The 25,939-nt window shown below is 65.6% G+C and carries 25 protein-coding genes, 1 tRNA gene and 1 pseudogene; 14 read left to right on the forward strand and 13 right to left on the reverse strand.

The window, feature by feature from the left end; translation table 11 throughout:
• The first annotated feature begins 44 nt into the window (after window positions 1–44).
• The 3 genes from LB310_RS04460 (at window position 45) to LB310_RS04470 (ending at window position 3,258) form a co-directional block, all read left to right on the forward strand.
• Window positions 45–599 (forward strand): LemA family protein, encoded by a 555-nt coding sequence (locus LB310_RS04460; protein WP_301154626.1) that lies wholly within the window; start codon window positions 45–47, stop codon window positions 597–599.
• A 166-nt stretch (window positions 600–765) separates the two neighbouring features.
• Window positions 766–2,832, forward strand: coding sequence for an ATP-binding protein (locus LB310_RS04465; RefSeq protein ID WP_301154627.1), 2,067 nt, complete (start codon window positions 766–768; stop codon window positions 2,830–2,832).
• A gap of 48 nt (window positions 2,833–2,880) precedes the next feature.
• The gene (locus tag LB310_RS04470; RefSeq protein ID WP_087191495.1) at window positions 2,881–3,258 is read left to right on the forward strand and encodes a guanylate cyclase; all 378 of its coding nucleotides are present in this window, start codon (window positions 2,881–2,883) and stop codon (window positions 3,256–3,258) included.
• Between the two features lie 61 nt (window positions 3,259–3,319).
• On the opposite strand, the gene LB310_RS04475 is transcribed toward LB310_RS04470, so the two are convergent.
• Window positions 3,320–3,410: transfer RNA gene (locus LB310_RS04475), tRNA-Ser, on the reverse strand.
• A 64-nt stretch (window positions 3,411–3,474) separates the two neighbouring features.
• Between LB310_RS04475 and LB310_RS04480 the strand changes: the two genes are divergently transcribed.
• Complete coding sequence (locus LB310_RS04480; protein ID WP_227115366.1) at window positions 3,475–5,550, forward strand: DUF2207 domain-containing protein; 2,076 nt, start codon at window positions 3,475–3,477, stop codon at window positions 5,548–5,550.
• A 22-nt stretch (window positions 5,551–5,572) separates the two neighbouring features.
• Here LB310_RS04480 and LB310_RS04485 read toward each other — a convergent pair whose 3' ends face one another.
• From LB310_RS04485 to LB310_RS15310, 4 genes and pseudogenes are all read right to left on the reverse strand, one after another.
• Window positions 5,573–7,819, reverse strand: a complete 2,247-nt coding sequence (locus LB310_RS04485) for a bifunctional diguanylate cyclase/phosphodiesterase (protein ID WP_278805707.1) — start codon at window positions 7,817–7,819, stop codon at window positions 5,573–5,575.
• Window positions 7,820–7,849: 30 nt separating this feature from the next.
• Window positions 7,850–9,160, reverse strand: a complete 1,311-nt coding sequence (locus LB310_RS04490) for a diguanylate cyclase (protein ID WP_301154628.1) — start codon at window positions 9,158–9,160, stop codon at window positions 7,850–7,852.
• 1,194 nt (window positions 9,161–10,354) lie between these two features.
• Window positions 10,355–10,534 (reverse strand): hypothetical protein, encoded by a 180-nt coding sequence (locus LB310_RS04495; RefSeq protein ID WP_157005344.1) that lies wholly within the window; start codon window positions 10,532–10,534, stop codon window positions 10,355–10,357.
• Between the two features lie 358 nt (window positions 10,535–10,892).
• Window positions 10,893–11,036 (reverse strand): annotated as a pseudogene (locus tag LB310_RS15310) (hypothetical protein); the annotation flags it as partial.
• Between LB310_RS15310 and LB310_RS04500 the strand changes: the two are divergent.
• A complete protein-coding gene (locus tag LB310_RS04500; protein WP_301154629.1) occupies window positions 10,987–11,184 on the forward strand; it encodes a hypothetical protein in 198 nt (65 codons plus the stop codon). The pseudogene LB310_RS15310 and the gene LB310_RS04500 sit on opposite strands and share 50 nt — an antisense overlap.
• Window positions 11,185–11,323: 139 nt before the next feature.
• Here LB310_RS04500 and LB310_RS04505 read toward each other — a convergent pair whose 3' ends face one another.
• The 8 genes from LB310_RS04505 to LB310_RS04540 all read right to left on the reverse strand — a co-directional run bounded on the left by LB310_RS04505 (window position 11,324) and on the right by LB310_RS04540 (window position 17,792).
• Window positions 11,324–11,542: a hypothetical protein gene (locus LB310_RS04505; protein WP_157005281.1), complete on the reverse strand. Its 219-nt coding sequence runs from the start codon at window positions 11,540–11,542 to the stop codon at window positions 11,324–11,326.
• Between the two features lie 314 nt (window positions 11,543–11,856).
• Window positions 11,857–12,813, reverse strand: a complete 957-nt coding sequence (locus LB310_RS04510; protein WP_157005278.1) for an ORF6N domain-containing protein — start codon at window positions 12,811–12,813, stop codon at window positions 11,857–11,859.
• Between the two features lie 114 nt (window positions 12,814–12,927).
• Complete coding sequence (locus LB310_RS04515; RefSeq protein ID WP_157005275.1) at window positions 12,928–13,149, reverse strand: hypothetical protein; 222 nt, start codon at window positions 13,147–13,149, stop codon at window positions 12,928–12,930.
• Window positions 13,150–13,472: 323 nt separating this feature from the next.
• Window positions 13,473–13,796: a hypothetical protein gene (locus LB310_RS04520; protein WP_157005273.1), complete on the reverse strand. Its 324-nt coding sequence runs from the start codon at window positions 13,794–13,796 to the stop codon at window positions 13,473–13,475.
• Between the two features lie 128 nt (window positions 13,797–13,924).
• The gene (locus LB310_RS04525) at window positions 13,925–14,503 is read right to left on the reverse strand and encodes a helix-turn-helix domain-containing protein (RefSeq protein WP_157009661.1); all 579 of its coding nucleotides are present in this window, start codon (window positions 14,501–14,503) and stop codon (window positions 13,925–13,927) included.
• A 157-nt stretch (window positions 14,504–14,660) separates the two neighbouring features.
• The gene (locus tag LB310_RS04530) at window positions 14,661–14,903 is read right to left on the reverse strand and encodes a hypothetical protein (protein WP_157007595.1); all 243 of its coding nucleotides are present in this window, start codon (window positions 14,901–14,903) and stop codon (window positions 14,661–14,663) included.
• 568 nt (window positions 14,904–15,471) lie between these two features.
• Window positions 15,472–16,731, reverse strand: a complete 1,260-nt coding sequence (locus tag LB310_RS04535) for a site-specific integrase (protein WP_157007593.1) — start codon at window positions 16,729–16,731, stop codon at window positions 15,472–15,474.
• 38 nt (window positions 16,732–16,769) lie between these two features.
• The gene (locus LB310_RS04540; RefSeq protein WP_157007591.1) at window positions 16,770–17,792 is read right to left on the reverse strand and encodes a hypothetical protein; all 1,023 of its coding nucleotides are present in this window, start codon (window positions 17,790–17,792) and stop codon (window positions 16,770–16,772) included.
• A 182-nt stretch (window positions 17,793–17,974) separates the two neighbouring features.
• On the opposite strand from LB310_RS04540, the gene LB310_RS04545 reads away from it, so the two are divergent.
• From LB310_RS04545 to LB310_RS04580, 9 genes are all read left to right on the forward strand, one after another.
• Window positions 17,975–18,325 (forward strand): helix-turn-helix domain-containing protein, encoded by a 351-nt coding sequence (locus tag LB310_RS04545; protein ID WP_157007589.1) that lies wholly within the window; start codon window positions 17,975–17,977, stop codon window positions 18,323–18,325.
• Window positions 18,326–18,572: 247 nt separating this feature from the next.
• Window positions 18,573–18,794: a hypothetical protein gene (locus tag LB310_RS04550; RefSeq protein ID WP_087193215.1), complete on the forward strand. Its 222-nt coding sequence runs from the start codon at window positions 18,573–18,575 to the stop codon at window positions 18,792–18,794.
• Window positions 18,781–19,827, forward strand: coding sequence for a hypothetical protein (locus tag LB310_RS04555; protein WP_301154630.1), 1,047 nt, complete (start codon window positions 18,781–18,783; stop codon window positions 19,825–19,827). Before LB310_RS04550 ends, LB310_RS04555 begins: the two co-directional genes overlap by 14 nt.
• A gap of 22 nt (window positions 19,828–19,849) precedes the next feature.
• Window positions 19,850–20,380 carry a hypothetical protein gene (locus tag LB310_RS04560; protein ID WP_301154631.1) on the forward strand — a complete coding sequence of 177 codons (531 nt, stop codon included), beginning with the start codon at window positions 19,850–19,852 and terminating at the stop codon, window positions 20,378–20,380.
• Window positions 20,377–22,230 (forward strand): VirD4-like conjugal transfer protein, CD1115 family, encoded by a 1,854-nt coding sequence (locus tag LB310_RS04565; protein ID WP_301154632.1) that lies wholly within the window; start codon window positions 20,377–20,379, stop codon window positions 22,228–22,230. The genes LB310_RS04560 and LB310_RS04565 overlap by 4 nt, the downstream gene beginning before the upstream one ends.
• Window positions 22,231–22,351: 121 nt before the next feature.
• Window positions 22,352–22,573, forward strand: a complete 222-nt coding sequence (locus LB310_RS04570; RefSeq protein ID WP_087193211.1) for a hypothetical protein — start codon at window positions 22,352–22,354, stop codon at window positions 22,571–22,573.
• Between the two features lies 1 nt (window position 22,574).
• Window positions 22,575–23,021 carry a PrgI family protein gene (locus tag LB310_RS15315; RefSeq protein WP_157007581.1) on the forward strand — a complete coding sequence of 149 codons (447 nt, stop codon included), beginning with the start codon at window positions 22,575–22,577 and terminating at the stop codon, window positions 23,019–23,021.
• Window positions 22,915–25,710, forward strand: coding sequence for a VirB4-like conjugal transfer ATPase, CD1110 family (locus LB310_RS04575; RefSeq protein ID WP_301154633.1), 2,796 nt, complete (start codon window positions 22,915–22,917; stop codon window positions 25,708–25,710). The genes LB310_RS15315 and LB310_RS04575 overlap by 107 nt, the downstream gene beginning before the upstream one ends.
• A partial coding sequence (locus LB310_RS04580) for a hypothetical protein (protein ID WP_301154634.1) occupies window positions 25,697–25,939 on the forward strand: 243 nt, incomplete at its 3' end. The genes LB310_RS04575 and LB310_RS04580, both read left to right, overlap by 14 nt.

The following is a 25,939-nucleotide window of genomic DNA, read 5'->3' on the forward strand; positions in this document are numbered from 1 at the left end:
CCAAGATGTTAAAATCCCAGTTACGTAATAGCAAAGGAGAGCTTATGAGCATCCCACTGATTGTCATCCTCGTCATCGTTGTCGTCCTGGTCGTTGCCATCATCGGCCTGTACAACAACCTGGTGAAGCTGCGCAACATGGTGGACAACGCCTGGGCGCAGATCGACGTGCAGCTGCAGCGCCGCTTGGACCTGATCCCGAACCTCGTGGAGACGGTCAAGGGCTACGCCTCGCACGAGCGCGGGACGCTCGAGGAGGTCACGCAGGCACGTACCGCCGTGATGAACGCGCCCACGCCGGAGGGCAAGATGCAGGCCGACGGCATCCTTGCTGGCGCCCTGAAGAACCTGTTCGCCGTGGCCGAGGCTTACCCCGACCTCAAGGCCAATGCGAACTTCCAGCAGCTCCAGGCCGAGTTGTCCAACACCGAGGACAAGATCAGCTACATGCGCCAGAGCTACAACGACACGGTCATGAAGTTCAACACGGCTATCCAGACCTTCCCGGCGGTGCTGTTCGCGGGGATGATGGGCTTCAAGCAGCGCGACAGCTTCGATGCCGCTGCCGGGGCGGACGTCGCCCCCAAGGTTCAATTCTAAGAGCGATCACCGCGCGCGCCCGAACCAACGAGGCGGGCGCTCCATTCTAGCCTAGCCAAGATCCGTTCGCGCAGCCACGCCGAGCGGCGCGGTTGCGCGAACGGATATGCCCGGTGGCCTTCTCCATTCGGGCGCTTGTCGGAGACAACAGGTCGGAAGTGATTGTATGACGCATGGTTTCCGCTACCATCGGATGCTCGACCGCGACCAACTCGCGCGGGTGCTCGACACCCGCATGCTCTCGTTCGCAATGACGTGCGCCCTGGTCGTTCTTCTTCTTGTGTTCTACACGGTGACGATGGTGAACATGGGCGCCATCTCCAGTCGAATCGACGAGATAAACGCGCATCCCTATCCGGTGACGGTGGCGGCAGGCGAGGTGGAAACCAACCTGGTTCAGCTGCGCACGCTGTCGGACCGGCTCGTGTACGTGAGGACGCCCGAGGCCGTGGATGCCGTCGAGGACGAGTATGCGAGCATCGATCGGGCGATAGCGGATCCGCTGGCCACCATTGCCAGCCAATGCCGGTCGTCCCCCGAGAAGGCGGGCGCGCTTTCGGCTGACTATGAAACGCTGAAGGCCGAGCAGCGACGGCTCATCGACACGTGCCGCGATCCCGCCACTACCGACGCCGAGGTGCAGCGCACGGTAAGCGAGCAGGTAGACCAGCTGATCGGGGCAATGCTCGCACGCAATTCCGAGATCATCGGGAGCTCGCACCAATCGTTCGACGCCCTGTTCGAGCTGGCCGTCAAGGCCTGTGCGGAAACCGCGCTGTACGCTACCGTGCTCATGGCGGGCGTGTTGGCCGTGCTCGCTGTCTTCTTGGTTACGTTAAGGCGCCGCAATGCCGAGCGCGACCGGCTCCAGAAGAACCTCGAGGCAGCGCTCGAAACGGCCCGCCACGCCAGCCAGGCGAAGTCGCAGTTCCTTGCCAGCGTGTCGCACGACATACGCACGCCGTGTTCGGCCATCGTGGGGCTGACGGAGATTGCCGAGCGCCATGTGGGCGAGAAAGACCGGGTGGAGGAGTGCTTGTCGAAGATCACGCTCTCATCGCACCACCTGATAAGCCTGATCAACGATGTTCTGGAGATGAGCAAGATCGAAAGCGGGCGGTTCATGCTGAATGACGAATCGTTCAGTTTGGAAGAGCTCGTGTCCCTGGTCGACGTTATCGCCCAGCAGCAGGCGCGCACGAAGCAGCTCGTGTTCCACATGGAAGCGGACGACGTTTCCGGCGTCTACGTGCGCGGCGATTCCCTGCGCTTGCGTCAGGTGCTGCTGAACCTTATCGGCAATGCCGTGAAATACACCGAGCCGGGCGGCGAGGTTCGCCTGCGCGTGCGGCTGGAGCGCCCAGGTTGCGTGTCGCCCGATCGGGCTCCCTGTACCGACGAGTCCCTGATGCTGGGCGAGAGCCGCGGCACCGACTTTCCCGAAACGCCCTGCGGCGGAGAAGGAGCGTGCGGTTGCGCGCTGTACCGGTTCGAGATCGAGGACAACGGTATAGGCATGGCGCCCGAGTTCGTGGGGCGTATCTTCGAGCCCTTCGAGCGAGAGCGCTCCGATGAGACGCGCGGCATCGAGGGAACCGGGCTGGGCATGTCCATCACGAAGAGCATCGTCGATCAGATGGGCGGCGCCATCGCCGTGAAAAGCGAGCGTCATCATGGCACGACGTTCACGGTCGACCTCCCGCTCTGCCTGGAGAGAGCCGATGCTGCCAAGCCCCTGCCCGCCGACGACGTGGTGCCCACGCTGCCGAGGCGCGTGGATTTCTCGGGCGTGCGCGTGCTGGTAGCAGAAGACGATGAGATCAACGCCGAGATAGCTTGCGACATCGTGGGACGCACGCATGCCGAGGTAGTCTGGGCGCATGATGGCGCAGAGGCGGTCGAGACGGTGTTGGGCGCCCCCGACGGCTGGTTCGACCTCGTGTTCATGGATGTGGAGATGCCGAACATGGACGGCTTGGAGGCTTCGCGCACCCTGCGGGATGCCTGCCGTCGCGAGGGGCGGCCGCAGCTCGTTATCGTGGCCATGACGGCGAATGCGTATGTGGAGGACCGTCGCCGCGCGTTCGATGCCGGCATGGACGACTACCTGGTGAAGCCTTTCGGCTTCGCCGACGTATGCGACGTGATGGACCTGCGCCTGCCAGCCCGCAGCGAATCGGATGGGCAGCATGCGGCAAACGAGTCGGCGGAGCCCGCCTTCTCTTTGGTATGATGGTGGCGAAGGAACGTAGGCGGGAGCGGCATTGAAGGGAGTGGACCGATGGTAGCAAGGCTTTCGCGTATCGTGCCGCTGCTCATCGTGTTGGCCGTTGTCGCGGGCATCGTGTACCTTGTTGCCGCATGGCGCTACTCGCCGAACCGCGGCAAGGAGATACTCATCAGGCTGTTCACATGGTTGACGGGGGCTCTCTCGGTCGTGTTCCTGCTCATAAGCCTGTATGCGCTGCTTGACGGCAATGCCCTCATACTTGACTTGGGCGCGAGCTTCCTCGTGGCCGCGCTCATCGGCCTGGGCATAACGCGCATCTGCCGCGCCGTGTTCGTGCGCAATCACCCCGGCTGGAAGCAGAAACCCGTGCGGACGACGCACCCGGACGATCATCCTCGGCGCCCGTTCACGCCGCCGTGGAAGCGGTAGGGAGGACGGGCGAAGGTGCAAAAAAGAAAGCACCCCAAGAGGGGTGCGAAGGATGTCTCGATGGCGGAGAAGCAGGGATTCGAACCCTGGATACCCTTGTGGGGTATACTCACTTAGCAGGCGAGCACCTTCGGCCTCTCGGTCACTTCTCCGCGCTATAATAGGTGCGATTCGCTATGATACCGTGACCATCTCGAACTTGCAAGGAGATTGACCGTGCAAATCACGAGTGATCCTCATAATACCGGGGCGCGTGCTGCGATAGCCGCCCCTGCACGCCGTGCGAGCCATGCCGCTGCAGATGCTCGGGCCGTGCGCCGTCCCGTTGCGGCGCGCCTCATACTGCTGGCATCCGCGCTCGTCTTGGCTGCCGCAGCGCTGCTGGCTGCCGCGCCGGGCGAGGCGTTCGCGAAGTCCTACGACATGACGAAGGTGGACATAACGGCGCAGGCCGAGACGGATGGGTCGCTGCATGCGGTGGAGCAGCGCACGTTCGACTTCAACGGAGACTTCACGGCGGTGTGGTGGACGTTCGAGGGATTGCCTTCGAACGCGGAGCTGAAGGTGAACTCCGTGCGCATGGCGCGCGTGGACGGGGACGGCAACGTGGTGGGCGAGTGGGAGACGCTGCCCGGCGTGCCGTTCGTGCTGGACTGGCGCGATGCGGGAGGCCCCGGAACGGATGCGTACTCGGTCGACGCGCCGAAGAACACGGTGTACGCCTTCTTCGATGTCTCGGATGAGAAGGCGGTTATCGAGCTGGACTACACCGTGGTGAACGGCGTGCAGGCCTACAAGGACGTGGCCGAGGTGAACTGGAAGTACGTCGGCGACCAGTGGGAGGAGTCGTCGGCCGACATCACCATGACGCTGGCGCTGCCGGTGCCGCAGGGCGTGGCGGTGGAGCCCGGCGAGAACGTGCGTGCATGGGGCCATGGCCCGCTCGACGGGTCGTTGGCCATCAATTCGGACGGCAGCGTCACGTACACCGTGCCGAAGGTGAACGCCGGCCAGTACGCCGAGGCGCGCGTGCTGTTCCCCGTGGCGTGGCTCACGAACCTCTCTCCCGATGCGGCGAAGCTCCATGCGGACGAGGCGCGTCTCGACAAGGTGCTGGCCGAGGAGGAGGACTGGGCCGACCAGGCCAACCACAACCGCATGCAGTCGCTGGCCTTCGTCATCGGCTGCGGTGTGCTGTGCGTGCTGCTCATTGCTTGGGCGCTGTGGTCCTACTTCCGCTACGGCAAGGAGCATGCCCCGAGCTTCACCGACGAGTACTGGCGCGACGTTCCCGATCCGCGCGTGCACCCGGCCGTGATCGGCCGCCTGTGGCGCTGGGACCGCGAGAGCCAGGACGACTTCACGGCCACCCTCATGCACCTGTCGCACAGCGGCGCCATCCGCATCGACCGCGGCACGTATCAGGACCAGAAGTCCTTCGGCCGTACCGAGACGGTGGAGGACTACTATCTGACGCGCGTGCCCGCCGTGGCCGACGCGGTGGAGAACCCCATAGACCGGCAGGCGCTCGACCTCCTGTTCGGCACCATTGCCGCCGGTGGCGACTCGCTGTGGTTCGGCACCATCCAGCAGTATGGGAAGGACCACCCCGAGAAGTTCCTGGATGCCATGAAGACCTGGCAGGGCATCGTGTCGGCCGAGACGAACCGCTGGGACTTCTTCGAGGTCAAAGGCAAGCGCTACCAGGGGTACCTCGTTACGCTCGCCATTCTGGTGGGGGTGGCCGGCTTGGGCGTCGGGCTGCTCACGGACAACTTCATCCCGCTCATCTTCATGCTGCCCACGGCCATTGCGCTGGGCGTGATAGGCAACTACCTGCCGCGGCGCAGCGTGGAGGGGAACAACCTGGTGGCGAAGTGCAAGGCGCTGCGCAACTGGCTGCGCGACTTCTCGTCGCTCGACGAGCGCCCTCCCACCGACGTGAAGGTGTGGGGCGAGTTCATGGTGTACGCCTACGTGTTCGGCATTGCGAAGCAGGTCATGAGCGAGCTGCAGACGCACGTGCCCGAGCTGTTCGAGCCCGCGGCGGGCACGGCGTACGGTTACGGCTACGTGCCATGGTGGTTCTGGTACGCGCCCACGCACGGCGCCGGCGGCGCCGTCATGCCGGCAGCAGGCGACCTGCTGCACACGGCCGTTTCGAACACCGTGAGCACGGCGCAGGCCGCCATCTCGGGCGCGAGCGGCAACTTCTCCAGCGGCGGCGGCTTCGGCGGCGGTTTCAGCGGCGGCGGAGGCGGCGGCTTCGGCGGAGGAGGCGGCGCCCGGTAGCGAACTGCCGCCTCCTCCGCCCCTAGCCCTTCTCGGGGGTGATCGCGCCGAATCCTCGCTTCCCCAAAATCCTCCGCTCGAACTCCTCGATCGAAACGGGAGGTGAGTACACGTACCCTTGAGCGGCGTCGCATTGCATCGCGCGCAGCGCCTGCGCCTGCGGGATGGTCTCGATGCCCTCGGCGACGGTACCCATATCAAGCTTCTTGGCCAGTCCTATGACCGACTCCACCACGCTGCGCGCCCGCTCGTCGTCCTTGCTGAAGAACGCGCGGTCGATCTTGAGGACGTCCACCGGTATGTCCTTGAGCACGTTCAGCGACGAGTAGCCGCTGCCGAAATCATCCATCGAGCACAGGAAGCCTCGCTCGTGTATCTCGTTGACCACGCGTCCCAACAGTTCGATGTTCTCGAAGGCGACCCGTTCGGTCAGCTCGAGCTCCAGAAGTTCGGGCGGAACGTCGTAGCTCGCCCTGATCTCCTCGAACGCATCAAGGAACCGGGGTACCTGCAGGTGCACGGGCGAGAGGTTCACCGAGATGGGCAGCGGCTCCATCCCGTCATCGATCCACGAGCGCACCAAGCGGCACGCCTGCTCGAACACGCACAGGTCGACCTTGACGACGAAGCCGTTGCGTTCGAAGAAGGGGATGAAGTCGTCGGGCGGGACGATGCCGAGGTCCTTGCTCCTCCACCGCACGAGCGCCTCGGCGCCCACCGTGTGTCCTGTGGCCAGGTTCACTTTCGGCTGCAGGTAGGCCACGAACTCGCCGTTGGCGAGTGCGTCGTCCATGCGGTTCTCCAGCTCCTTCTCGTGCAGCATGCGCTCGAAGTCCGAATCGCTGTAGTACGAGAGGCTCCGCAAGGTCGCGACCGATCTCGACGCGTTCTTGCGTGCGGTGTTGGCCCGGTCGCGTATGGTGACGATGTCCGCAGACGACCCGTCGACCACGTATGCACCGCAGCTCAGCGTCAGCACGTACGGCGTGTCGCCCGTCTTGAACTCGTTGACCTTCGACGCCATCCGATCGAGCCATGCCTCCGTTCGATCTTCGTCGGTGCCGTCGAGGACGACGTTGAACACGTCGGACGACACACGCGCGGCGAATTCGCCCTCCGCAAGCTCCTTCGCAAGGGAGTTGTAGACGTGCTCGAGCACCCTGTCGCCCTTCTCCTTTCCGAAAAAGTCGTTGACGAGCTTGAAGTCCTTGATGTCGAGAGAGACGAAGGTGAACGGCGCACGTTCCTCCATCTTCTCCGTCAGCAGCTGGTCGAAGCGGACCGCCGTATGGCCGCCCGTCACCGGATCGACATAGGCGATTTTCTCGATCTCGCGCTTGTTCCTACCCGACAGCCAGATGACGAGCGCCCCGAACGCGGCGAAGGCCACGAGCACGCCGAAGAAGGCCATGCCCGCAACCGAGAAGGTGGTGAACTCGCTCAGGGTGCTCGAATAGGCACTTGGGGGCACGACCGAGAGCAGGTACCATCCGCCCTTGTCGAGGGGCACGTAGCTCATCTCGCGCACGTCTCCGTTCAAGGAGAACCGCACGTGCCCGCTCTTCCCCTCGGCCATGCCGTCCCGCAGGTCGGAGACGCTTCCGTCCTCGAAAGTCACCTGCGTTTCCAAGGCGTTGAGCACGTTGTCGCCCTGCAGGAATGAGTTCGCGTTCTTCGACTTGAGCACGAAATCGCCGTTGGCCGCCACGACGTGAGCGAATCCCATCCCGTCCGCGCTGTCGGTTCCCAGCAGAAGCTGCATCCGCTCGGGGGGAATCCAGCCGACGACCGCCTCCGGCCCGTTGCCGATAGGCGCGGCGTAGAGCGCGCCCTTCTCGGTGCTGAACACGGACAGGACGGTGTCGCTCACGCTCGACTCTCCGGCGAGGGCGCGCTGCACCACCTCGAGGTCGGACACGTCCCGGGCCTCCTGCCCCTCCACGGCGAGTATCCCGTTGACACTTACTGTGCCGATCCACGCGAAGGGCCCGTTGGCGACGAACGACGAGATGGAGGCGTCCCGGTCGGCGGAGGACCCCGTGAGCTCCCGGCCGAGCAGGTTCAAGAGCTCGAGGTTGAACTCGACGCGCTGGTTCACCTTGTAGGTCGCCTGTTTCGCGAGCTCGGCAAGGTAACGGTCGGTTTCCTCGGAGGCTATGTCCTTGCCGCGTTGCACGGTCATGACGCAAACGGGCACGGTGATAAGGGTCAGGACCACCAGCACCGCCAGTAGGAGAAGCGGGTACCTCGCGGATTTGTCTCGTTTCATATTCAACCTTTTCGATTTCAGGAACCGCCGCTAGCGCGCGGCACCTCTGCGGTCAGCGGCGGGGTTCTCCCTGTAGTAGTCGCGCTTGGAGTTGTACATCTCGCTGTCGGCCAGGCTCACGGCCCGTTCGACCAGGCAGGGCTCGTTCGCGTAGAACAAGCCCATGGCCGTGGAGCATGCGTTGTCTTGGAGGAGGGAGCGGGCGAGCTCGGCTTGCGAGCGGAATTCCTCCTCGCCTGCGTTCAGGGCGAGGGCTAGGAACTCGTCGCCTCCCAGCCGGTATGTACGTGCCTTTCCGAACGCGCTGCCGATTGCCCGCGCCACTGTCGAGAGGGTACGGTCTCCTCGGGCATGGCCCTCGGAGTCGTTGATCTCCTTGAGCCCGTTCAAGTCGAAATACGCCACGCCGAACCCGCGACGCGGGCCCTGCGCGTCGAGGGCTTCTATGTCGGTGGTGTATCGGTTGCGGTTGGAAAGGCCCGTGAGCGCGTCGGTGCAGGCCATGGACTCGAGGAGCCCCTTCGCGCGGTATGCGTCCAGCTCCGCGGAGAGGAAGTACGACAGGTTGTCGAAAAACTCCCGGGTGCGTTCGAGCTCGACGGCTTTAGGGTTGTCGATGCCGATGGTGCCGACCAGCTCGCTCTCCACGAGCAGCGGGGCGTTGATGACCGAGTCGATGCCCTGGGGCTTGAGCAGATCGTATTCGCTTGGTGCCGTGTCCTTGAGGTTGTCAACGTCCTCGACGACCACCGCTTCGCGGCGCAAGAGCACAGGGGTCCACGACGGGACCATCTCGACGTTGACATCCTGCAGCGCGTCGATTTGAGACTGCACTCCGGGGGCGCACCATTCGTGCATGGTGCTGAACGCCTCGCGGCCGTCCGGCGTTTTCGCGACTTGGAAGATGTACGCCCGGTCGGCGTCCATGGCTTCGCCGATCATGCGGAGCACCGACGACATGTCGCCCGAGAAGCCGTCGATGTTGCGCATCTCCTTGACGCACCGGACGAGCAGGCGCTCTAAGTTGAGCTCGGTCTCCAAGCCGAGGAGCTGCCGATGGTGCTCGGACATGTCGAAGGCGATTTCGAGGCGGGCGGGCCGCCCGTGCCAATCGACGAGCTTGTCTTTAAGGGCGTAGTAGCTGCCGAGCTTCTCGTTGTAGCGCGTCCATGCGTAGTAGGCGTCATGCCGCAGCAGGTGGTTGGTGCAGAAGTCGCAGGGAACGTTGTTGCCTATGATGGCCTCGTAGCACTTCCTGCCTTCGTACGAGCCGCCGATGAGCTTTTGGACCCCATCGTTCGCGTAGTATATCTCGTACGTATCCGGGTCGGAAATGTACACGAGCTCGCCAAGATCGCCGAGCTCGATTAGAAGATTGTTTTGAACTGGGCTTTCCTCTGGTTCGGCGTCATCTGTGCGACGGGGAGCGCCAGGCAGTCTATCGCCCCCCCCCCTGCTGTTTCAACGAGTTCTGCCATTATCTATCACCCAATTTCGAGAATTTTTGCACAATTGTATACAATATAGTGCTTCAACCATATGCTATTTCACCCTTGACTTTGGAGCGGAATTATTTCAGCGTGCCCGTTGGACAGGAATCGGACGTTTTTTGCTTTTGCGACCTGCAGGAACATTCCCGTGGGAACCTGATCTACCTTTCGCGCCGTCGGCAAGCGAAAAAAGACGATCACCGAGCTGGCGTAACAAGCTCCAACGCGCAATCAGAAGGGCCCTGGTCGTTGACCGGGGCCCTTCTGCATTCAGACGCCTGCGCATGTCGGCGATCATGTGCTCTGCCCAAGAGCGGGTAGCTGCTGTGTAGCATGCTATAATGAGCAAGTTCGGTGCTTCGTCGCCCGGGCGGCTTCGAAAGATCGGAGAAGCCTATGGATCCCCAAACGATCATTGCGGTATGCGCGCTTCTTAGGGTGGTAATCGGAATCGTGAGTTTGGCCAGAAGGGAGTGACGAACGGCCTTGCACAAGAAAGAAGCCGGGATGCCTGGTAAGCCAATCCCGGCTTTCGCCTAAACAAGTGCCGCCCGGGTATGCGGGGCACCGTTCGCTTCGGATTGTACCACACTGGCGCAAACGACGCAGGGCTCGGCACATTGCTGTGCATCAACGAAGCCACACTTGCCGACAACGAAAAGAGCCCCGGATTCCGGGGCTCTTCCAAGTTCAAATGGTGCGGGTGAAAGGACTTGAACCTCCATGGGGTTCGAAGGGCGTCTGATTATACGTGATCGGGAATGATCATGCGCCTTCTGACCTGGGATTGCGCATGACGGGGCATGATCGCGGGGAAGTCCAAGAACACCCCGATCCCACCCCAATTCAGCCCCCGCACCCCCGCCGCACCCCAATCGCCCGAGAGAAGCCGACCCTGGACCCCAGCAGGTCGGAGGCCGTTTTCGCCCCGGCGAGCGCCGCGCCGGAAGCGCCGGGGACGTCGCGTTTATGCAGAAGGAGATATCGTGGAGGGTGCCGGAAGGGGCGGGCGCGGAGCGCCCGGAGGACGGGCCGCGACGGACTCTCAGCCCTCCGAGCCGTCGGCGAGGCGGTAGAGGCGACCCCTGGTGAGCCTTTCCGAAGCCACGGCCCCGCCTTCTCTGAGCCGCGCCAGGTCGCTCCTCAGGGTCCTCTTGAGGATCCCGAGGTCGGAGGACATGGCGGCCGCCTTGGAGGCTCCGTGCTCCACCAGGTAGGCGAGCACGAGCCTGTCCCGCACCTCCCCTCCGGCTCAGCGGCGGCTTCTGCTCGCCGCAAGGCCCCTTCGCCGGATCGGCGGGAGGCTCCGGAGGGGCTGCGGAGCCTGCCGCATTCCGGCAAGAGCCGTTGGAATCCGGCGAGAATCCGGAAAGGACCGACGAGGACTCGGCGAGAATCTGGCAAGAGCCGCCCGTTTCCGGCAAGGCTCCAGAAGGGGTCGGCGAGGGTCCGGCGGCGAAGGCGTCCCTTCGATGGAACACGAAGTTCGTCCCGTCCGCCATCCTGACGTACTCGATGCCGATTCCGGCGGCGGCGCAGAGGTCCCGGATCCTGGGGATGCCCGAGGCGAACGACTCGATGTCGCCCGACTTGTAGAGGGTCTGGGCTATGAGCGGGTTGCGGGTGAGCGAGGACCGGCTCACCCCCGACAGGTGGTCGTAGGGGTCCTGCCCCTCGATGAACCACCCGGGGCTGAACACCTCGACGCTGTCGTTGTATATCTCCACCTGGACGCTCGCCGACGACGTCCAGTCGCGGTGCGCGAACGCGTTGATGACCGCCTCCCTCACCGCGTCGGGCGGCAGCTCGGGCACCTCCTCCCGCGGGCCCGGCCCGTCGATGACGAAGCGGCGCCTCGTGTTGGTGAGAATGTAGAGCTGGGCCCTCCTCGCCAGCTGGAACACCGCGCCCCGCTCTTGGTGGAGGTCGAGTATCTCGGTGCGGGCGTGGGTGGCGAGGATGCCCATCTTGAGCCCGACGCCCCGGGACGGGCAGAAGAGCGCCTCCGCGGCGTTCAAGAGCCTGCCTCCGCGCATGAGGCCGAGCCCCTCGAGCGTCTCTCGACCCCCGCGAAGGGAAACCCGATGCGACCGCAGGCGTTGCCCCTCTCGACGAAGCTGCGCAGCTCCCCCTCGTCCACATCCGACACGGGCCGGTCGGAGGCCTGCCCGTCCCAAGGCCGCCGGCGGCAGAACGCCTCGACCGCCATGCGCTGCACCTCGGCGGCGCTCATGAGGACGTCCTCGTCCGAGACGCGCGTGCGGGTAGACGCCCTTGCAGGCGTGAGGCGCATCGTCGCCCGAGAAGGATACGCGGATGCAGGAGCGGCCCTCGCCGTCGCCCAGCGCCTCCACGACGGGGTACACCCGCGGCTCGATGGAGTGCCCTATGGCTTGGCTGGCCTCGCGCAGCGTGGAGTCGGACACTTCTCGGCAAGCATTATCGGAGACTTGCAACCCGAAATCTACTCTGACCTGCTGCGAAGCCAGACTCACATAGCAGGCACCCAGGAGTCGAGGGCTTCGCGACAGGAAAGTCGGACGGCGATCAGACAGCTGAGCGCTCGTTGAGAAGTTCCAGCTTCTCAACGAGCAGCTTCGTCAATCCTTCGTCTTGGATAAGGTCGATGCCGAAGCATTTTCTCCCAGCGTCCTTAAGGGATGCTCCGATATGGTATGCGGTCACGCCGTCGAGGATGAGGAAGCGGTCGTGGAACGATCCCGTGCGGCAGACGGTGAGCTTCGGATACTGCGCGTTGAACACGTCGACGTCGTCCTGCGTGAGTCGGCTGCCCGAGGTGTAGACGGTCACCGCAACGCCGTCCTGCTTCTTCGCAAGGATGTTCAGAGTGCGGACATCGACGTACCCGTCCACGAGGGCGATCTCGCGCTCGGCGCGGCCCACGAGGTCGGCCAGCAGGCTAAACGCGTCGAACATCTGCCCGGCGAAGAAGATCCTCTGCGGCTTCTCGACCTCCCCCTCAAGCAGCCGGAACACCCGGTCGAAACGCTCGTCGGTCGATCTTTTGAGCGCCGCTTGGCTCGCCTCGATGCCGTGCAGCCGTTCGAGCAGCGCGGCGTTCTCAGCGAGGAGGTGCCGCATCGCCACGAACGCCCTCATGATGCTGATGCTGGTCTGCACCGCCACCTCGCTGCGAAGCACGCCGGAGAGCATGGCTATGCCCTGCTCGGTGTAGGCGTAGGGGAGGTAGCGCCGACCGCCCCGGCCCTCTCCGGCGTTTGAGGTTCCAATTTGGCACCTCAAAGCCTCGTCCTCCTCCTTGGTCAGCTGGAAGCGGAAGTCCGCCGGGAACCTGTCGGCGTTGCGCGATGCCGCACGGTTGAGGTTCTTGGTTTCGACCTCGTACAACCATGCGAGATCCCTGTCGAGCATGACCTGCTGTCCGCGGACCGTGTGGATCAGGGGTTCTATGTTGGCGGCATCGGTTGGCGCTATCTGCGCGCTCGATCCGGCTGTTTTGCTCTCAGCGTCAGAATCGCTCATGGCCCCTCGCTTCAAAGGTTTGGATGCTCTTGCGTTCCAAGCATTTTATCATCGATCTGCTTACCAGTCGGATCCTTCTGCTGCTCACTTGGCAGACCCACATCTCCCTCGCCATCACGGCGAACAGGCGAAGTCGAGGTTCATGTACGCGCCTGGAGCTCCGTCGGGCCCCCTCCACCGGTCGAAGCCCTTGGCGAACGCCTTCACCTTGAAGAAGTAGTTCCTCCGCGTCAAGAACCTCTCCGCGCGGCTTTCGGGGAAGAGGTCGAACCGGATGCCGCTCCTTTTCATGGAGTCGATCTGCGGGGCCGCAGTCAGCTTGGGCTTCGGGTGCACGGGGGGCTTTCTTTCAGGGTTGTTTCTGAAAAAAAAAATGCGGCTGAAGGCACGTGCACCCGCAGCCGCTAAAAGCCGTGAGGCTTTTCACAATGCGGTCATTATGAGGCCTTCCCGCCCGCGGCGCAATCCCTCCTAGGGCGACCTCAAAGGACGGCCCTTCTGCCCCGCTCGACGATGGACCGCAAACGCAACCCGGACGCCCGAAGCCCGAAGGCGATCTGCGAACGAGGAAACCACCGGACCATCTAGTTCGCTTTCTGTTTTTTGATAAGAAGATCGATTCGGGGCACTCCCGCCCTCGAGCCGATCGCATAACCCCATCACGGCCGGTCGGAAGTGGGAACGATCGACTCGCCGCACAGAGATCCCCTGGAGTTCTCTGCGTAAAAGTACGTGACCTCAACCCTGTCGCCTGGTTGCACGGAGTCAAGCATAACCGGAAGATACTCCGTATGGGATGAGAAGTCGAAGACGACCTCTCGATCAGCCAAAATCCCGGAATCTTCGTCCATGGCAATCTCGGCCGTCATCTCTTCAGCATCCGCGCTTACGACGGTTCCGGTTCCGCGAAGGACAACAGTCGACACTCCCCCGTCATACGAAGAAGCGTCTTCTCCAAGAGGAATGTCCTCCACCTCAAGCATCTCCCTTCCTCCTCGCTCACCGGCACCTCCCCCAGGTTGGCACCCGAACAAAACAGCAGACGCGACGAGGGCGACCGCAAAAGCGGCCGCCCTTGAGTGGATGCGAAGGCTCAACACCATGCGAACGGCTAATAGAGCAGGGTTGCCGTTCGATTGGTCAAACCTGAGTGATAGAAGTTCAGGTAGCGCACGCCGCTGTACCAGCCGTCAGCGACCTGGATGACGCTCAAGCTTTGCCCATCTGATTTCCGGCTCGCCTGGAAATACCCCTCCACGACAACCGCATGTCCAGTCCCACCATAAGACCTAGCATGGAAAAGCGCGGGCTTCTTTCCCTTGGTGGAAAGGCGGCGCTCATGAGGACGTCCTCGTCCGAGGCGCGCGTGCGGGTAGACGCCCTTGCAGGCGTGAGGCGCATCGTCGCCCGAGAAGGATACGCGGATGCAGGAGCGGCCCTCGCCGTCGCCCAGCGCCTCCACGACGGGGTACACCCGCGGCTCGATGGAGTGCCCTATGGCTTGGCTGGCCTCGCGCAGCGTGGAGTCGGACGCCTGCATGCCGCACACTTCCCCGTCGTTGCGCACGCCGAAGAAGAGCTCGCCCCGCTCGTGCTTGTTGAGGATGGCCGCCACGGAAGCCGCCCCCTCCTTGAGCTCGGAGGTCGATCTTTTGTGCTCGGCCGTCTCGCTCTCGGGTCCCAGGTTCATCGCGCATCCCTTCCTCCGTCCGAGGGGCCGTGCCGCCCCGCCCGGCCCCATTGTAACCCACGGCACGGCGTAACCCACGGCCCCCAGGCCTGCCAGATCCACCGGGACGCGCCGCCCCCCCCTCCCGCACGACCCCCGCCGACGCGGGGAGCGCCGCCTACTCCACGTAGTCGTCGTAGACGGTTATGGATGCCGGTTTCTCAATGATGATCGACCCGACCTCCGCGACCAGGGCCATAAGCCCCTCGATCGAGTCCAGCTCGACCTCCCAATCCTGGACCGTCCTCGGGCAGCCCCACTCCTCGCCATACACGCGCGTCCCGGCGCGCAGGGCGCCGCTGCACGGCGGTTCGTCCGGAGCCGAATTCCGATTGCTTGCGCGTGATATCTCGAACCTCATGCCTTCCACCTCTCTTAGACAGACCGCGGACGGTGCCGCTTCCGCACGGCCTTCGGCGGCCGAGCCGGACGGACGCCCTCCTTCATAGGGCCGACCTGTCGGACGCCGTTCAGTCTAGAACCCGGTCACGCGGCGGGTTTTCCCGGCGCGGGCGCTCCTGAAAAGAAAGCGCGGCTGAAGGCACGTGCGCCCGCAGTCGCTAAAAGCCGCAAGGCTTCTCGCAGCGCGGTCATTGTAGGGCCTTACCTCCCACGGCGCAACTCCCATCTTTTTTCGAAAAACTCAAAGGGCGATCCTCCCGCCTTGTTTTAGAGGGCGTCCGCACGCCTCGCATCTTCGGGCATCCAGACGCCCTTCGGCACCCCTCCTCCAAAACGGCCCCCTTCCCCGGCAGAGAGAGGGCGGCCCGGGCAACGCCAAGGCCGCATCGCTCCTCCCAAAGGCGATCCGGACGCCCGCCCGAATCGCAAGCCCGATCAGCCCCGCTGTCCGTCAGATCGATCGGAACACGAGGCGGAACAGCCATTTCAGCAGCCTGACGATCGCGCGCATGGACACCTCCCTCCCCTCACACGGCCTTCTTCAGCAAGGCGATCCCGTCCCCGGGCGATCCGCCCGGAAGGACGGTCGGCGCCGCCTCCCCGAAGGACGACCCGCTCCCCAGACCCTTGGCGAGGGCGTCGAGGGCCCCGGCCGCCTCCTCGCCCTTGGCCTCGACGTAGTGGACGTATATCTCCATCGTCGTCGCCATCCGCAGGTGCCCCATGTTGTTCTGCACCGCCTTCAGGTCGGCGTTGAGGGCGAACAGGATGGTGGCGTAGGTGTGGCGCAGCTCATGCAGCGTGTAGGCCCCCATCCCGTGGCGCGCGGCGAACCGTCCCCAAGACCGCCTCAAGTTGTCGGGATGCATGAAGCCACCCTTCTGGGACGAGACCACCGGGGTGTCCGGCCCCTGCTCGATGCCGAGCGTCAGCCGGAGGATCCGCGCTTGGCGCTCCTTCCACTCTTTCAGCATCGCCATGAGGAAGGAAGGGGCGAACAGCCTCCTCTCCCTGCCTCCCTTGGGCTTCTCAAGCGAGAGGGTGTCGGAGCTGTAGCTGTTCTCGACGTGAATGATGCCCTTGTCGAAATCCACGTTCTTCCACCGCAGCGCGCATATCTCGCCCCGTCTGAGCCCTGCGAGCAGGGCGAGGTAGAACCCGATGGACGGGGTGCCGACGGGCAGCGCCTCGGCCAGCACCAGCATGAGGCGCACCTGCTCGAAGGAGAGGAAGGACCTCTCCTGCGTATCGTTCTTGGGCCTTTTGACCCCTCTGCAAGGGTTCTTGGCGATGATGTCGTTGATCACCGCGTCCTCGAACACCTGGTTCGCCTTTACGAATATATCGGCTCGACGCGTCCCGGAGGCGGGCCTGCCGCTGACCGTCTCCCCTGCGGCGAGTTTGGAGAGCATGTCCTTGATGTCGTAGGGCCTCACCTCCGTCACATGCATGGCCCCGAGATGGAGGCAGATGTTGTCGACGAGCGACTTGTCCTTGCGCAGCGTCCCGACCGCGACCTCCCCGTCCTGGGCCCGGTAGCCCATCCATTCGTCGCAAAGCTGCCGCACCGTCATGCTGCGGGCGTCGTAGCGGGTCGAGTTCTCGATTTTCTCGCGAAGCTCTCGAAGGCAGCGCTTCTTCTCGGCCTTCGTCCTGGAGGACACCTTCATCGTCTCGCGGATCTTGATAGTCTCGCCGGTCTTGGTGTCGAGCACGACGAACTCGCCGCGGAAGGAGCTCTTCCCGCGGAACTCGCCGGTTCCCTCGCCTATGACCACGTACGCCATCTTCCGCCTCCTCGCTCATCCGCACGTCGGGCAGGGCCTCACTCCATCCCCACAAGACGCTTCGCCTCATCGATCGGAACCCCGCTGTCCCGGGCCGCCTCCTCCACGGTCATTCCTGCGGCCATGCGGCGCCTCAGCTTCATCTTCGGAGCGTTCCTCCTGTTCCGAGCCCTATCCCTGCACGTCTTCGAGCAGTAGTCCCTCTGCTTTCCCCGCTCGTTCGTGCAGTCTATGACCCGGCCGCACTCCTTGCACACCCCGATCGCCTCGTGGGAGTACGCTTGGCCGAATTCATGCCATATCCCCGCGAGAAGGCACTCGACCACGGGCCCGTACGAATCTTCGACGAACCCGAACCGGACGTCGGAGGTGTGGGCCATCGTGCACAGCCTCACGACCGCGCGGGCGCACTCTTCGGCTATGTCGCCGGGAAATCCCTCCGAGGCCAAGGCGTCTATGAACGGACGGTCCTGCTCGCCTCGAGCGAGGGCCGGATAGTAGTCGAAAGTCTCGTACGTGGTCGCCACATGGGCGCCCAGGGAGTCGACGAAAAGCCCGGAGACGACGCGCTCCCCGCCCGTCCCCTGGTAGCTCTCGCCCACGCGCGCAGACCGCACGAGATCGCGGTACGCCCCCTCCCTCCTGCCGGAGAACAGGGAGCAGGAAGCCGTCAGGGAGAAGCCCCTCGCCCCCGTCGCGACGATCACGTGCATGAAGTCGGACACGTCCCCCACGCCCGCCTTTCCGTCGCAAAACGCCTTGAGCCTCAGGACGTGGTTCAGGACGCCGGCCGCCTCCTTCCAGTCCTCGACGCTCTCCCGAATGGCCCCGTCCTCGGGAACCCACCCCCTCGTGCCGAACAAGGGGCCGTGGACGGCGGCGAAAGCCACCACCCGCTCGTCGCTCGACAGGTTGCCGAACTCGTAGAACAGAGGCGCAGGGGCGAGGGAGGGAGAGGGAGGCGCGACCGCGCTCGGCCTGAAGAGGAGGTCGGAGCCCCCTGCGGTGACCGAAAGCTCGAACCCCCCTATCTCGCCCGTGAAGTCATCTTTAGTGAACATCTTCTCTCCTTCGATACGCTATTAACTCTAATTAATAGCGTTTTAACATGACAAATCAAGACTAAAACGCTTAAAAACACAATTTATAGCGTAATTATTTTGGGTCACACTATGAAGGGAAGGCAGGAAGGTCATCGACGAACGGAGGTCACCGTGCCGCAGGACGAGCGTAAGGAAGGCGGTTGCCGCTCAAGGCTCCTCGCCTCATCGAGCCCCTCCCTCCCGCCGTCCCGAAGAAGGGGGCGGGCGTGATGGCGGGCAGGAGGGCCGCGGGCCAGGAGGCCCCCGAAAGCCCCTGCATGGCCTACTTGGAGGGATACCCTCCCATGCTCACGCCCAAGCAGGTTTCCTCCGTCCTCCAGATATGCGAGCGCACCATCCGGTTCATGTGCAGGTCGGGGGAGTTCGAGCACTCGGCGAAGGTCGGCACGGCGTGGAGGATACCCAAGGCGTCGGTCGCCGCCTTCATCGAGAGGGGCGGTGTCGGGCGCATCGACTACGTGGGGCGCCGGAGCGGGACGGGCCGGCGATGAGGGCGAGCATGCGCGACCTGCGCGCGATCTTCTCGGACATGCCGGACATGCTCGACCCCTCCCTGGCGGCGAGGGCCCTCTGCATATCCGACAACTCGATGCGGTCCCTTTGCCGCTCCCAGGTGAGGCACTTGCGAGTCGGAAAGCTCATTCGCATTCCGAAGCAATGGCTTATAGAGGACCTCTGCGCGATGCAGGGGAAAGCCGAGGATGCCCGCGGGCATGCTCCGTACGTAGGAGGGCGCTCATGAAGATGCTCACGAAACAGCAGGCAAAAGACGTGCTCGGGGTCGGGACGACGGTGTTCAGCGAGTACTGCAACCGGCACATCGACCCCATCCCCTTCGCCTACGACCCCCTACACCCCAAGATCCTGCGCGTGTCCGAGCGCGACCTGTGGGACTGGATAAAGCGGAACTTCTGCCTCGTGAACCCTCCGACGGACGGCGACGGCCGTGAGGGATCGTGACTACCTGACGCTGCACGCCTGGATGTGGTCGAAGTCGGGCCTCGGCCTCAAGCTCGGCAGCGTCGAGCTGTGCCTCTACGCGCGCATCTACGCGTTCAGCAGGCGCGGGGCGGGCGTCTACTACGAGACGCAGGAGGCCGCCGCGCGCGCCTTCGAGGTGTCCGTGCGCCAGGTGCAGCGCGCCATCAAATCGCTCTCGGAGTCCGGGCTCGTCGTCGAGGTGGGCAGGTACCGCCTCGGCAACAACCGGGACTCCCGCCGCTTCAAGGTGTCTCAAGCCCGCATCGACGAGGCGGTCAGGTCGTTCGACGCGGAGGCGGCGGCGCGCGCCCTTTCGGGCGACGGAATGTCGCGCGAGGCCCCGCCCGACGAAACGTCGCCCGACCGCCGGACGGAACGTCGCGCTTCGGGCGACGGAATGTCCGGGGAGGCCGCCGTTCGGGCGACGGAGTGTCGCCCTGAAAGGATGAAGGGAAGTTATGGGGAAAGGGAGCATCCATCCAAACCATCCCCGGCGGAGGCGCGGGACGCGGTGGGCGAAGAGGTCGCGGAGGCCGTGGAGCGCCTCATGGGGGCGTCGATCAACCGCCGCGCCTCGTTCGAGGAGGTGGCCGCGGCCTACGCGAGGGCCCTCGCGCGCGGATACTCCCCCGAGTCGATCGAGGAGGGCTACCGGCGCTACACGGCGAGGTACCGCCGGGACAACCCGGAGACCGCCCGGTACGCCATGCGGCTCGACAACTGGCTTTCGAGGCCGGACGGGCTCTCCTTCGACCTGCCAGCCAAGCGGTGCGGGAAGAGGCGGCCGTCGCCGGAGGAGGATCGGAGGGCCGAGCGAGAGCGGTTCGAGCAGAGGCTCATGGACGGAAACCCCGAGTACCGGGAGCTGAAGGAACTGGTCGGGCGCCTCTACCCGGAGATGGGATGGGAGAAGCTGAACGGCAACGCCGAGGAGGCGGCCCGCATGGAGAGCGAGATAGAGAAAGCGTCGGCCCGCATGGCGGAGATCGAGGCCTCGAGCCCCGGCGCATAGGAAGGAGGAAGGAGGAGGGACGATGGACGACCTGGGAGACGATTCGGTCCAAGCGGCGGCCCGGGCATCCCGCGAGACGTTCGAGATGTGGCAGCGCGTCTCGAGGCGCGACGCGCGGAGGGGCGCCGCCGAGATGGCCGACGGGCTGCGCCGGGGCCTCGAGAGCCCCGAGGGGGAGGTGCGCGCTATCGATCCCGGGGAGGCGCGCGCCGCCCGAGGCGGCGGGGAGGGCGCGCAAGGGTGGAGGCGCGTCACGATGGACCCCCGGGACCGCGAGGGGATCGAATCGCGCCTCGCGGCGGCCGGAGTGGAGATGGAGCTGTACGAGCGCTGGGACGGCGACGTGGACGTGCTGTTCCGCGCGCCCGACGAGGAGGCGGTCAAGTCGGCGCTCGCCGGAATCATCTCGGAGGAGGCGCTGCGGGACGAGCGCCAAGCGGCGCGGGACCCGCTGGAGAAGCAGGTGGCCGAGGCGGTCGCCGCGGAGGAGTCCCGCGAGGCGGGCCGCACCGCGTCGAAGAGCCGCGAGATGTCGCAGGGGATCGAGCGATGATGGGCACTCGGGGAAAGACGGCCAGGGCGGCCGTCGCCGGAGGGGCGGCCGCGTCGGCGTCGGCGCTCGCCGCCAACAAGCTGGCGTGGGCCGCCGCGCAGTCCTCCCAGCCGTACCCGCTCGCACTGTCCCAGGCGCTCGCCGCCCTGCCCGACGCACTGGCAGACCCGTCCGCATGGAGCACCGACCCGGCGGCCCTCGCCTCCTCGGCGGCCGCGGGCGCGCTCGGCCTCGCCCTCGGCGCGGCGGCCGTCCTCGGCAGGAGGGAGCGCAACCTCATGCCGGGGATCGAGCACGGGTCGGCACGCTGGGGGACCCCGGAGGAGGCGGCCGCCTACGCCGACGCGGAGGATCCCGACAACAACATAATCCTGTCCGCGACCGAGCGCATAGCCCTCCGCCCCAAGAGGTTCGACATCAGGACGGACTGCAACAAGAACGTGCTCGTCATCGGAGGGCCGGGGACCGGCAAGACGCGCTACGTGGTCAAACCCAACCTCGCCCAGCTCAACGCGAGCTTCTTCGTGACCGACCCCAAGGCGACGCTCCTGCCGGAGGTGGGCCGAATGCTCTTGGATGCGGGCTACGACCTCAAGGTGGTCAACCTCATAGACCTGGCCCGCTCGATGCGGTACAACCCGTTCGCCTACGTCTCGGACCCCGAGGACGAGGGGGACGGCAGGTGCCAGTCGGACATAAGCCGCATCGTGAACGTCCTCATGAAGAACACCGAGGGGTCGGGAGAGCGCTCCAAAGAGGACTTCTGGGCGAAGGCCGAGCGCAACCTGTTCCGCGCCGTGATCGGCTACCTCATGTACGCGGTGAACCCCGAGGAGCGCACGTTCCCCTCCATGATAGACCTGGTCGACCTCGCAAGGTGCAAGGAGGACGACGAGGACTACATGTCGCCGCTCGACCACATGTTCCGCAAGTACGAGACGGGGGAGGCGTGGAGCGACGAGGCGGGGGACTTCGTGCGCGACCCGGCGCTCGAGCCGCACCCCAACGCGTACCCGTGCCGCATGTACCGCAAGTTCAAGCTGGGGGCCGGAAAGACCATGAAGTCCATCCTCATCTCCGTGGCGAGCCGCCTGTCCGACTTCGACAACGACGAGCTGCGCGACCTCATGTCGGACGACGAGCTGGACCTGGACGAGTTCGGGGAGCGCAGGTGCGCGCTCTTCCTCCAGATGCCCGACTCCGACTCGACGTTCTCGTTCGTCACCTCGATGCTGCTGTCCCAGTTCTTCCAGCTGAACAAGAACAAGGCCGACACGGACTACCGCGACAAGGGAGGGAGGCTCCCCGTCCCCATCCAGTGCTACCTCGACGAGTTCGCCAACATCGGGCGCATCCCGGACGTCGAGCTCCTCGTGAACACGCTCAGATCGCGCGGCATATCCCTCGTCATCATCCTGCAATCCTACGGGCAGCTCGCGATGAACTACGAGGAAAAGGCGCAGGACGCCATCGTGGACGGATGCGACAGCATGGTGTTTCTGGGCGGCAAGTCGCAGAAGACCACCAAGATGATCTCCGAGGGGATAGGCAGCACCACCATCGAGCACGACTCCCGGTCGAGGACCTACTCGGCCACGAACTCGTCGGGCGTGTCCGAGCAGCTGATACAGCGCGCCCTCATCGACGCCGCGGAGGTGGGCAGGATCCCGCCCGACATGTGCATCGTGAGGCTCAAGGCGGCCGACTTCCGGTCGAGGAAGTACGACCTGGGGAAGCACCCGCGCTACGCGGCCATCGATCCCGGCCACCCCGGCGCGCTCCACGCCGAGCCCTTCGACGACGGGGAGTATCTCCGGCGGCGGAGGGAGGAGGCGGCGCGCGGCGGATGACGAGGGGCGGGGGCGGCGCCCCGCGACGGGCTCCTACCCCCGCGCGGCGCCCCCGCCCGAAAAGGACAGACCGAGGCCCGAAGGCGACGGCCGAAGGCCATTCTACACGAAAGGACCGACCATGGACCTCACATCTCTCTCCGGCATATCGACCGTCGTGGGGGCGGCCGTCGGGCTGTACGGAGGCTACCACCTGCTCTTCGGGGCCCTCAAGGTGTCCGACGCCATCAAGGACGGCCAGGGCATGTCGATGAACTCGGGCCTCGGCCAGCTCGTCGGCGGGGCGATCATCGTGGCGGTGGCCGGCGGCTTCGTGGCCCTCGCCCAGACCTGGCCCTACTGAGATGATCGAGATATCCGTCCACGCGGACGTGCGCGACTACCGGGAGAAGCCCCTGCTCGGGCTGTCGAGGCGCAAGGCCGCCTGCGTCGCCGCCGCCGCGACGGTGGCGATCGGCCTCGGCGCGGCGCTCGTCCACGTCTGGGGAATGCGGCTCGAGGACGCCGCATGGCCGGTCATGGGGGCGTGCGTGCCCGTGTGGCTCCTCGGGTTCTGGAGCCCCCTCGGGCTGCCGGCCGAGGACTACCTCGCCGCATGGGCCCGCCACCGGCTCGGAAGGAACCGCGTACCGAACGAAGTGGCGCGCCCCGCCGACCGCGGAGCGCGCAGGATGAGGAGGAGACATGGAGCAGCAAGGAGGCCCGCTCGAGGGGAGGAGCTTCTCGGACGGCCCGCGTCGCGGGGAGAGCTACGAAGGGCGAGAAGAGCTCAGGGCGTACATAGGGGATAGGCGCGCCGCGGCGGCCGACGGCTCCCTCCCCCTCCTCGGCAGGCTGCGTGCGCGCAGGGAGGCGAGGGAGGCCGAGAGGAGGCTCTTCGACAGCTCCCGTCGGGCCGTCGGCGAGTCGAGGGCCGCCGCCAAGAGGGCGCGCAGGGAGGCCCGCCGCGCCGAGAGGGGGTGCGAGGCCGCCCGTCGGGCACAGAGCGCGGACGCGCGCCGGACGGCCGCGCAGCGCGCCGGCGTCTACCGGGACGTCGAAGCGCTCATGCGCCGCCAGAGCCGGGCAGAGAGCCGCCGCGCCGAGGCGTGGTCCGACGAGCTCTCCCGCGCCCAGAGGGCGCAGGACCTCATCGGCTACTCGCTCATGTACGAGGACGGCGTGTGCGAGAACGCGCCGGGGACGTTCTCCGAGACGCTCTCCTTCTCGGACATCAACTACCGGACGGCGTCCCCCGAGGACCAGCGGAGCGCGTTCAACGCGTGGTGCGGCGTTCTCAACTACTTCGGCCCCCAGGTGGGGCTCCAGCTCAACGCCGTCTCCCTCGCGCGGGACGAGGACGCGTGCATGAGGCGCACGATGCTGCCCGAGACGGGGGGCGCGAGCGACGTCTACGTGCGGGAGTACAACCGGATGCTCGCGGACAAGGCGGCCGAGTCGACGCAGGGCATCACGCGCGAGCGCTACCTGACCGTGAGCGTGCGCGCCGCCGGCCGGGACGAGGCGCTTCCCTTGCTCGCGAGGGTCCGTGACGACGTGGCCGACATGCTGAGGCGCATGGGATGCGACGTGCGCAAACTCGACGGGATGGACCGGCTCAGGCTCGTCCGCTCCCAGATCGCGCCCGACGGGGACCTCCCGTTCGACTACGGCAGGTCCCTCGTCTCGGGCGAGACGACCAAGGACGCCGTGGCGCCGTCGTCGTTCGACTTCTCCGCGTCCCTCGACCCCCAGGGCCGCTTCTTCAGGATCAACAACGCTCCTGCGGCGAAGGACGTGTTCGCGCAGGCGCTCGTCGCCCAAAGCTGGCCCTCCGACCTGACCGACCGCGCGCTCGCGTCGATCACCGACCTCCCCGTGCCCCTCAACGTGTCCGTCCACTACCACGCCTACGACCAGGGCGACGCGGTGGCCATGGTCCTCAAGAAGCTGGCGTGGATGCGCGGGGAGAAGGCGCGCTCCCAGCAGCAGGCGTTCCGGCAGGGGCTCGACCCCGAGCTCGGGGTGTCGCTCGAGGTGCAGCACCGGGAGTCCGAGGCGAGCGACCTGCTGGACGACCTGCGCAACCGCAGCCAGCACCTCTTCGGCGTCTCCGTGGTCGTCCTCGTGTGGGGCGGCGACCTCGACGAGCTCTCCTCGCGCGTCTACCAGGTCACGTCGGCGGCGCGCAAGGCGGGCGTCAGGCTCTCCTCCTACGACCTGCGCCAGAAGCGGGCGTTCAACTCGGCGCTCCCCCTCGGGTTCGACCACGTCCGGCTCGACCGCACCTTCACCACGGCCGAGGCCGCCATGCTGCTGCCGTTCTCCTCGCGCGAGCTCATGCAGGAGGGGGGTGTGTACTACGGGCAGAACCAGCTCTCGGGCAACCCCATCATCTTCAACCGCAAGACCCTGAAGACCCCGGCCGGGTTCATCTTCGGCAAGCCGGGGGCCGGGAAGGGGATGAACAACAAGGGCGAGATATTCAACGCGCGGTTCGGCAACCCCGACGACCACGGCATCATCGTCGACCCCAAGGGGGAGTACGGCCCGTGCATGGAGGCGTGGGGAGGCCGATCCTTCAAGCTCGCCGTGGACAGCCCCCACCACATCAACATCTTCGACCTCAACGAGAACTACTCGGGAGCGGGGAGCAACCCCGTGCTCTTCAAGTCGGAGTTCCTCGTGGCGTTCTTCTCCGACATCCTCGCCCCCGACGGCGGCGTCACGCCGGTCGAGCGGTCCATCCTCGACCGGTGCGTGAGGCAGGCGTACTCGCGGTGGAGCCCGGGCACCCCGCCCGAGGACATGCCCACGGTCGCCGACTTCTGGAACCTCCTGCGCGCGCAGCCCGACCCCGAGGCCGACACGATGGCGCGCGCCCTGGAGATGTACGTGAACGGGACGCTCTCGTGCTTCGCCCACACCACCGACATCGACGCCGACGCGCCGTGGGCGAGCTGGTCCACCAAGCGCATGGGGCCGCAGCTCGCCATGGCCGGCTCCATGGCCGTCATGGACCGCGCATGGCTCCACGTGACCGAGAACGAGGGACGGGGCGTGCGGACGTGGGTCTACATAGACGAGATACAGAACTTCGAGGGCAACCCCTACGCGATGGGGTACCTGCAGAAGTACTTCGCCGAGGGCCGCAGCTACGGCCTCATACCCACGGGGATAACCCAGCACCCCGACCGCATCCTGGGAAACGACACGTTCCGGCAGATGCTCTCGTCCTGCGAGTTCCAGATCCTGCTCGATCAATCCTACAACAACCGGATGCACCTCAAGAAGATCCTCTCGCTCTCGGACACGGAGCTGGGCTACATCAAGGACGCCGAGCCGGGGTGCGGCCTGCTCGTGGCGGGGCCGGCCGTCATCCCGTTCAGAAACGTCTACCCCAAGGGCACCGCGCTCTACCGGCTCATGACGACCAACCCGAACGAGCGCGAGGCCGAGGCGAGGGCAGCGAGGGAGGAGCACCGGGATGGGCGCGCGTAGAGACGGCCGCAGGGGGCCTCTCCTGCGCATGGTGGACGACGCGCGGAGGGACCGCAGCGACGGCCCGTTCGACTTCGCGGCTCGCGCGCGCCGAGGCGGGGGGCGCGGGGCGGCCGGGCCGCAGGGAGGGGGCGCCGCGGCCGAGCGCTCGCGCAAAGCGGCCGCGAGGAGAGCGGCGGAAGAGGTGGCCGCGCCCGAGGGCCGGGAGGCCGGGCAGGGCCCGGCAGAG

This window comes from Gordonibacter sp. RACS_AR49 (genome assembly GCF_030418435.1).
In the GTDB taxonomy this organism is placed as follows: Bacteria; Actinomycetota; Coriobacteriia; order Coriobacteriales; family Eggerthellaceae; genus Gordonibacter; species Gordonibacter urolithinfaciens.

Bases quoted from the DNA above. Each gene is read 5' to 3' on its own strand.
- LB310_RS04500 (WP_301154629.1), top strand. From the start codon at position 10,987: ATGAACCACCCGGGGCTGAACACCTCGACGCTGTCGTTGTATATCTCC.
- LB310_RS04575 (WP_301154633.1), top strand. From the start codon at position 22,915: ATGGAGCAGCAAGGAGGCCCGCTCGAGGGGAGGAGCTTCTCGGACGGC.
- LB310_RS04460 (WP_301154626.1), top strand. From the start codon at position 45: ATGAGCATCCCACTGATTGTCATCCTCGTCATCGTTGTCGTCCTGGTC.
- LB310_RS04520 (WP_157005273.1), bottom strand. From the start codon at position 13,796: ATGCTTGAGGTGGAGGACATTCCTCTTGGAGAAGACGCTTCTTCGTAT.
- LB310_RS04560 (WP_301154631.1), top strand. From the start codon at position 19,850: ATGGACGACCTGGGAGACGATTCGGTCCAAGCGGCGGCCCGGGCATCC.
- LB310_RS04525 (WP_157009661.1), bottom strand. From the start codon at position 14,503: ATGAACCTGGGACCCGAGAGCGAGACGGCCGAGCACAAAAGATCGACC.
- LB310_RS04470 (WP_087191495.1), top strand. From the start codon at position 2,881: ATGGTAGCAAGGCTTTCGCGTATCGTGCCGCTGCTCATCGTGTTGGCC.
- LB310_RS04535 (WP_157007593.1), bottom strand. From the start codon at position 16,731: ATGGCGTACGTGGTCATAGGCGAGGGAACCGGCGAGTTCCGCGGGAAG.
- LB310_RS04550 (WP_087193215.1), top strand. From the start codon at position 18,573: ATGAAGATGCTCACGAAACAGCAGGCAAAAGACGTGCTCGGGGTCGGG.
- LB310_RS04540 (WP_157007591.1), bottom strand. From the start codon at position 17,792: ATGTTCACTAAAGATGACTTCACGGGCGAGATAGGGGGGTTCGAGCTT.
- LB310_RS04510 (WP_157005278.1), bottom strand. From the start codon at position 12,813: ATGAGCGATTCTGACGCTGAGAGCAAAACAGCCGGATCGAGCGCGCAG.
- LB310_RS04485 (WP_278805707.1), bottom strand. From the start codon at position 7,819: ATGAAACGAGACAAATCCGCGAGGTACCCGCTTCTCCTACTGGCGGTG.
- LB310_RS04530 (WP_157007595.1), bottom strand. From the start codon at position 14,903: ATGAGGTTCGAGATATCACGCGCAAGCAATCGGAATTCGGCTCCGGAC.
- LB310_RS15315 (WP_157007581.1), top strand. From the start codon at position 22,575: ATGATCGAGATATCCGTCCACGCGGACGTGCGCGACTACCGGGAGAAG.
- LB310_RS04570 (WP_087193211.1), top strand. From the start codon at position 22,352: ATGGACCTCACATCTCTCTCCGGCATATCGACCGTCGTGGGGGCGGCC.
- LB310_RS04565 (WP_301154632.1), top strand. From the start codon at position 20,377: ATGATGGGCACTCGGGGAAAGACGGCCAGGGCGGCCGTCGCCGGAGGG.
- LB310_RS04505 (WP_157005281.1), bottom strand. From the start codon at position 11,542: ATGAGCGCCGCCGAGGTGCAGCGCATGGCGGTCGAGGCGTTCTGCCGC.
- LB310_RS04465 (WP_301154627.1), top strand. From the start codon at position 766: ATGACGCATGGTTTCCGCTACCATCGGATGCTCGACCGCGACCAACTC.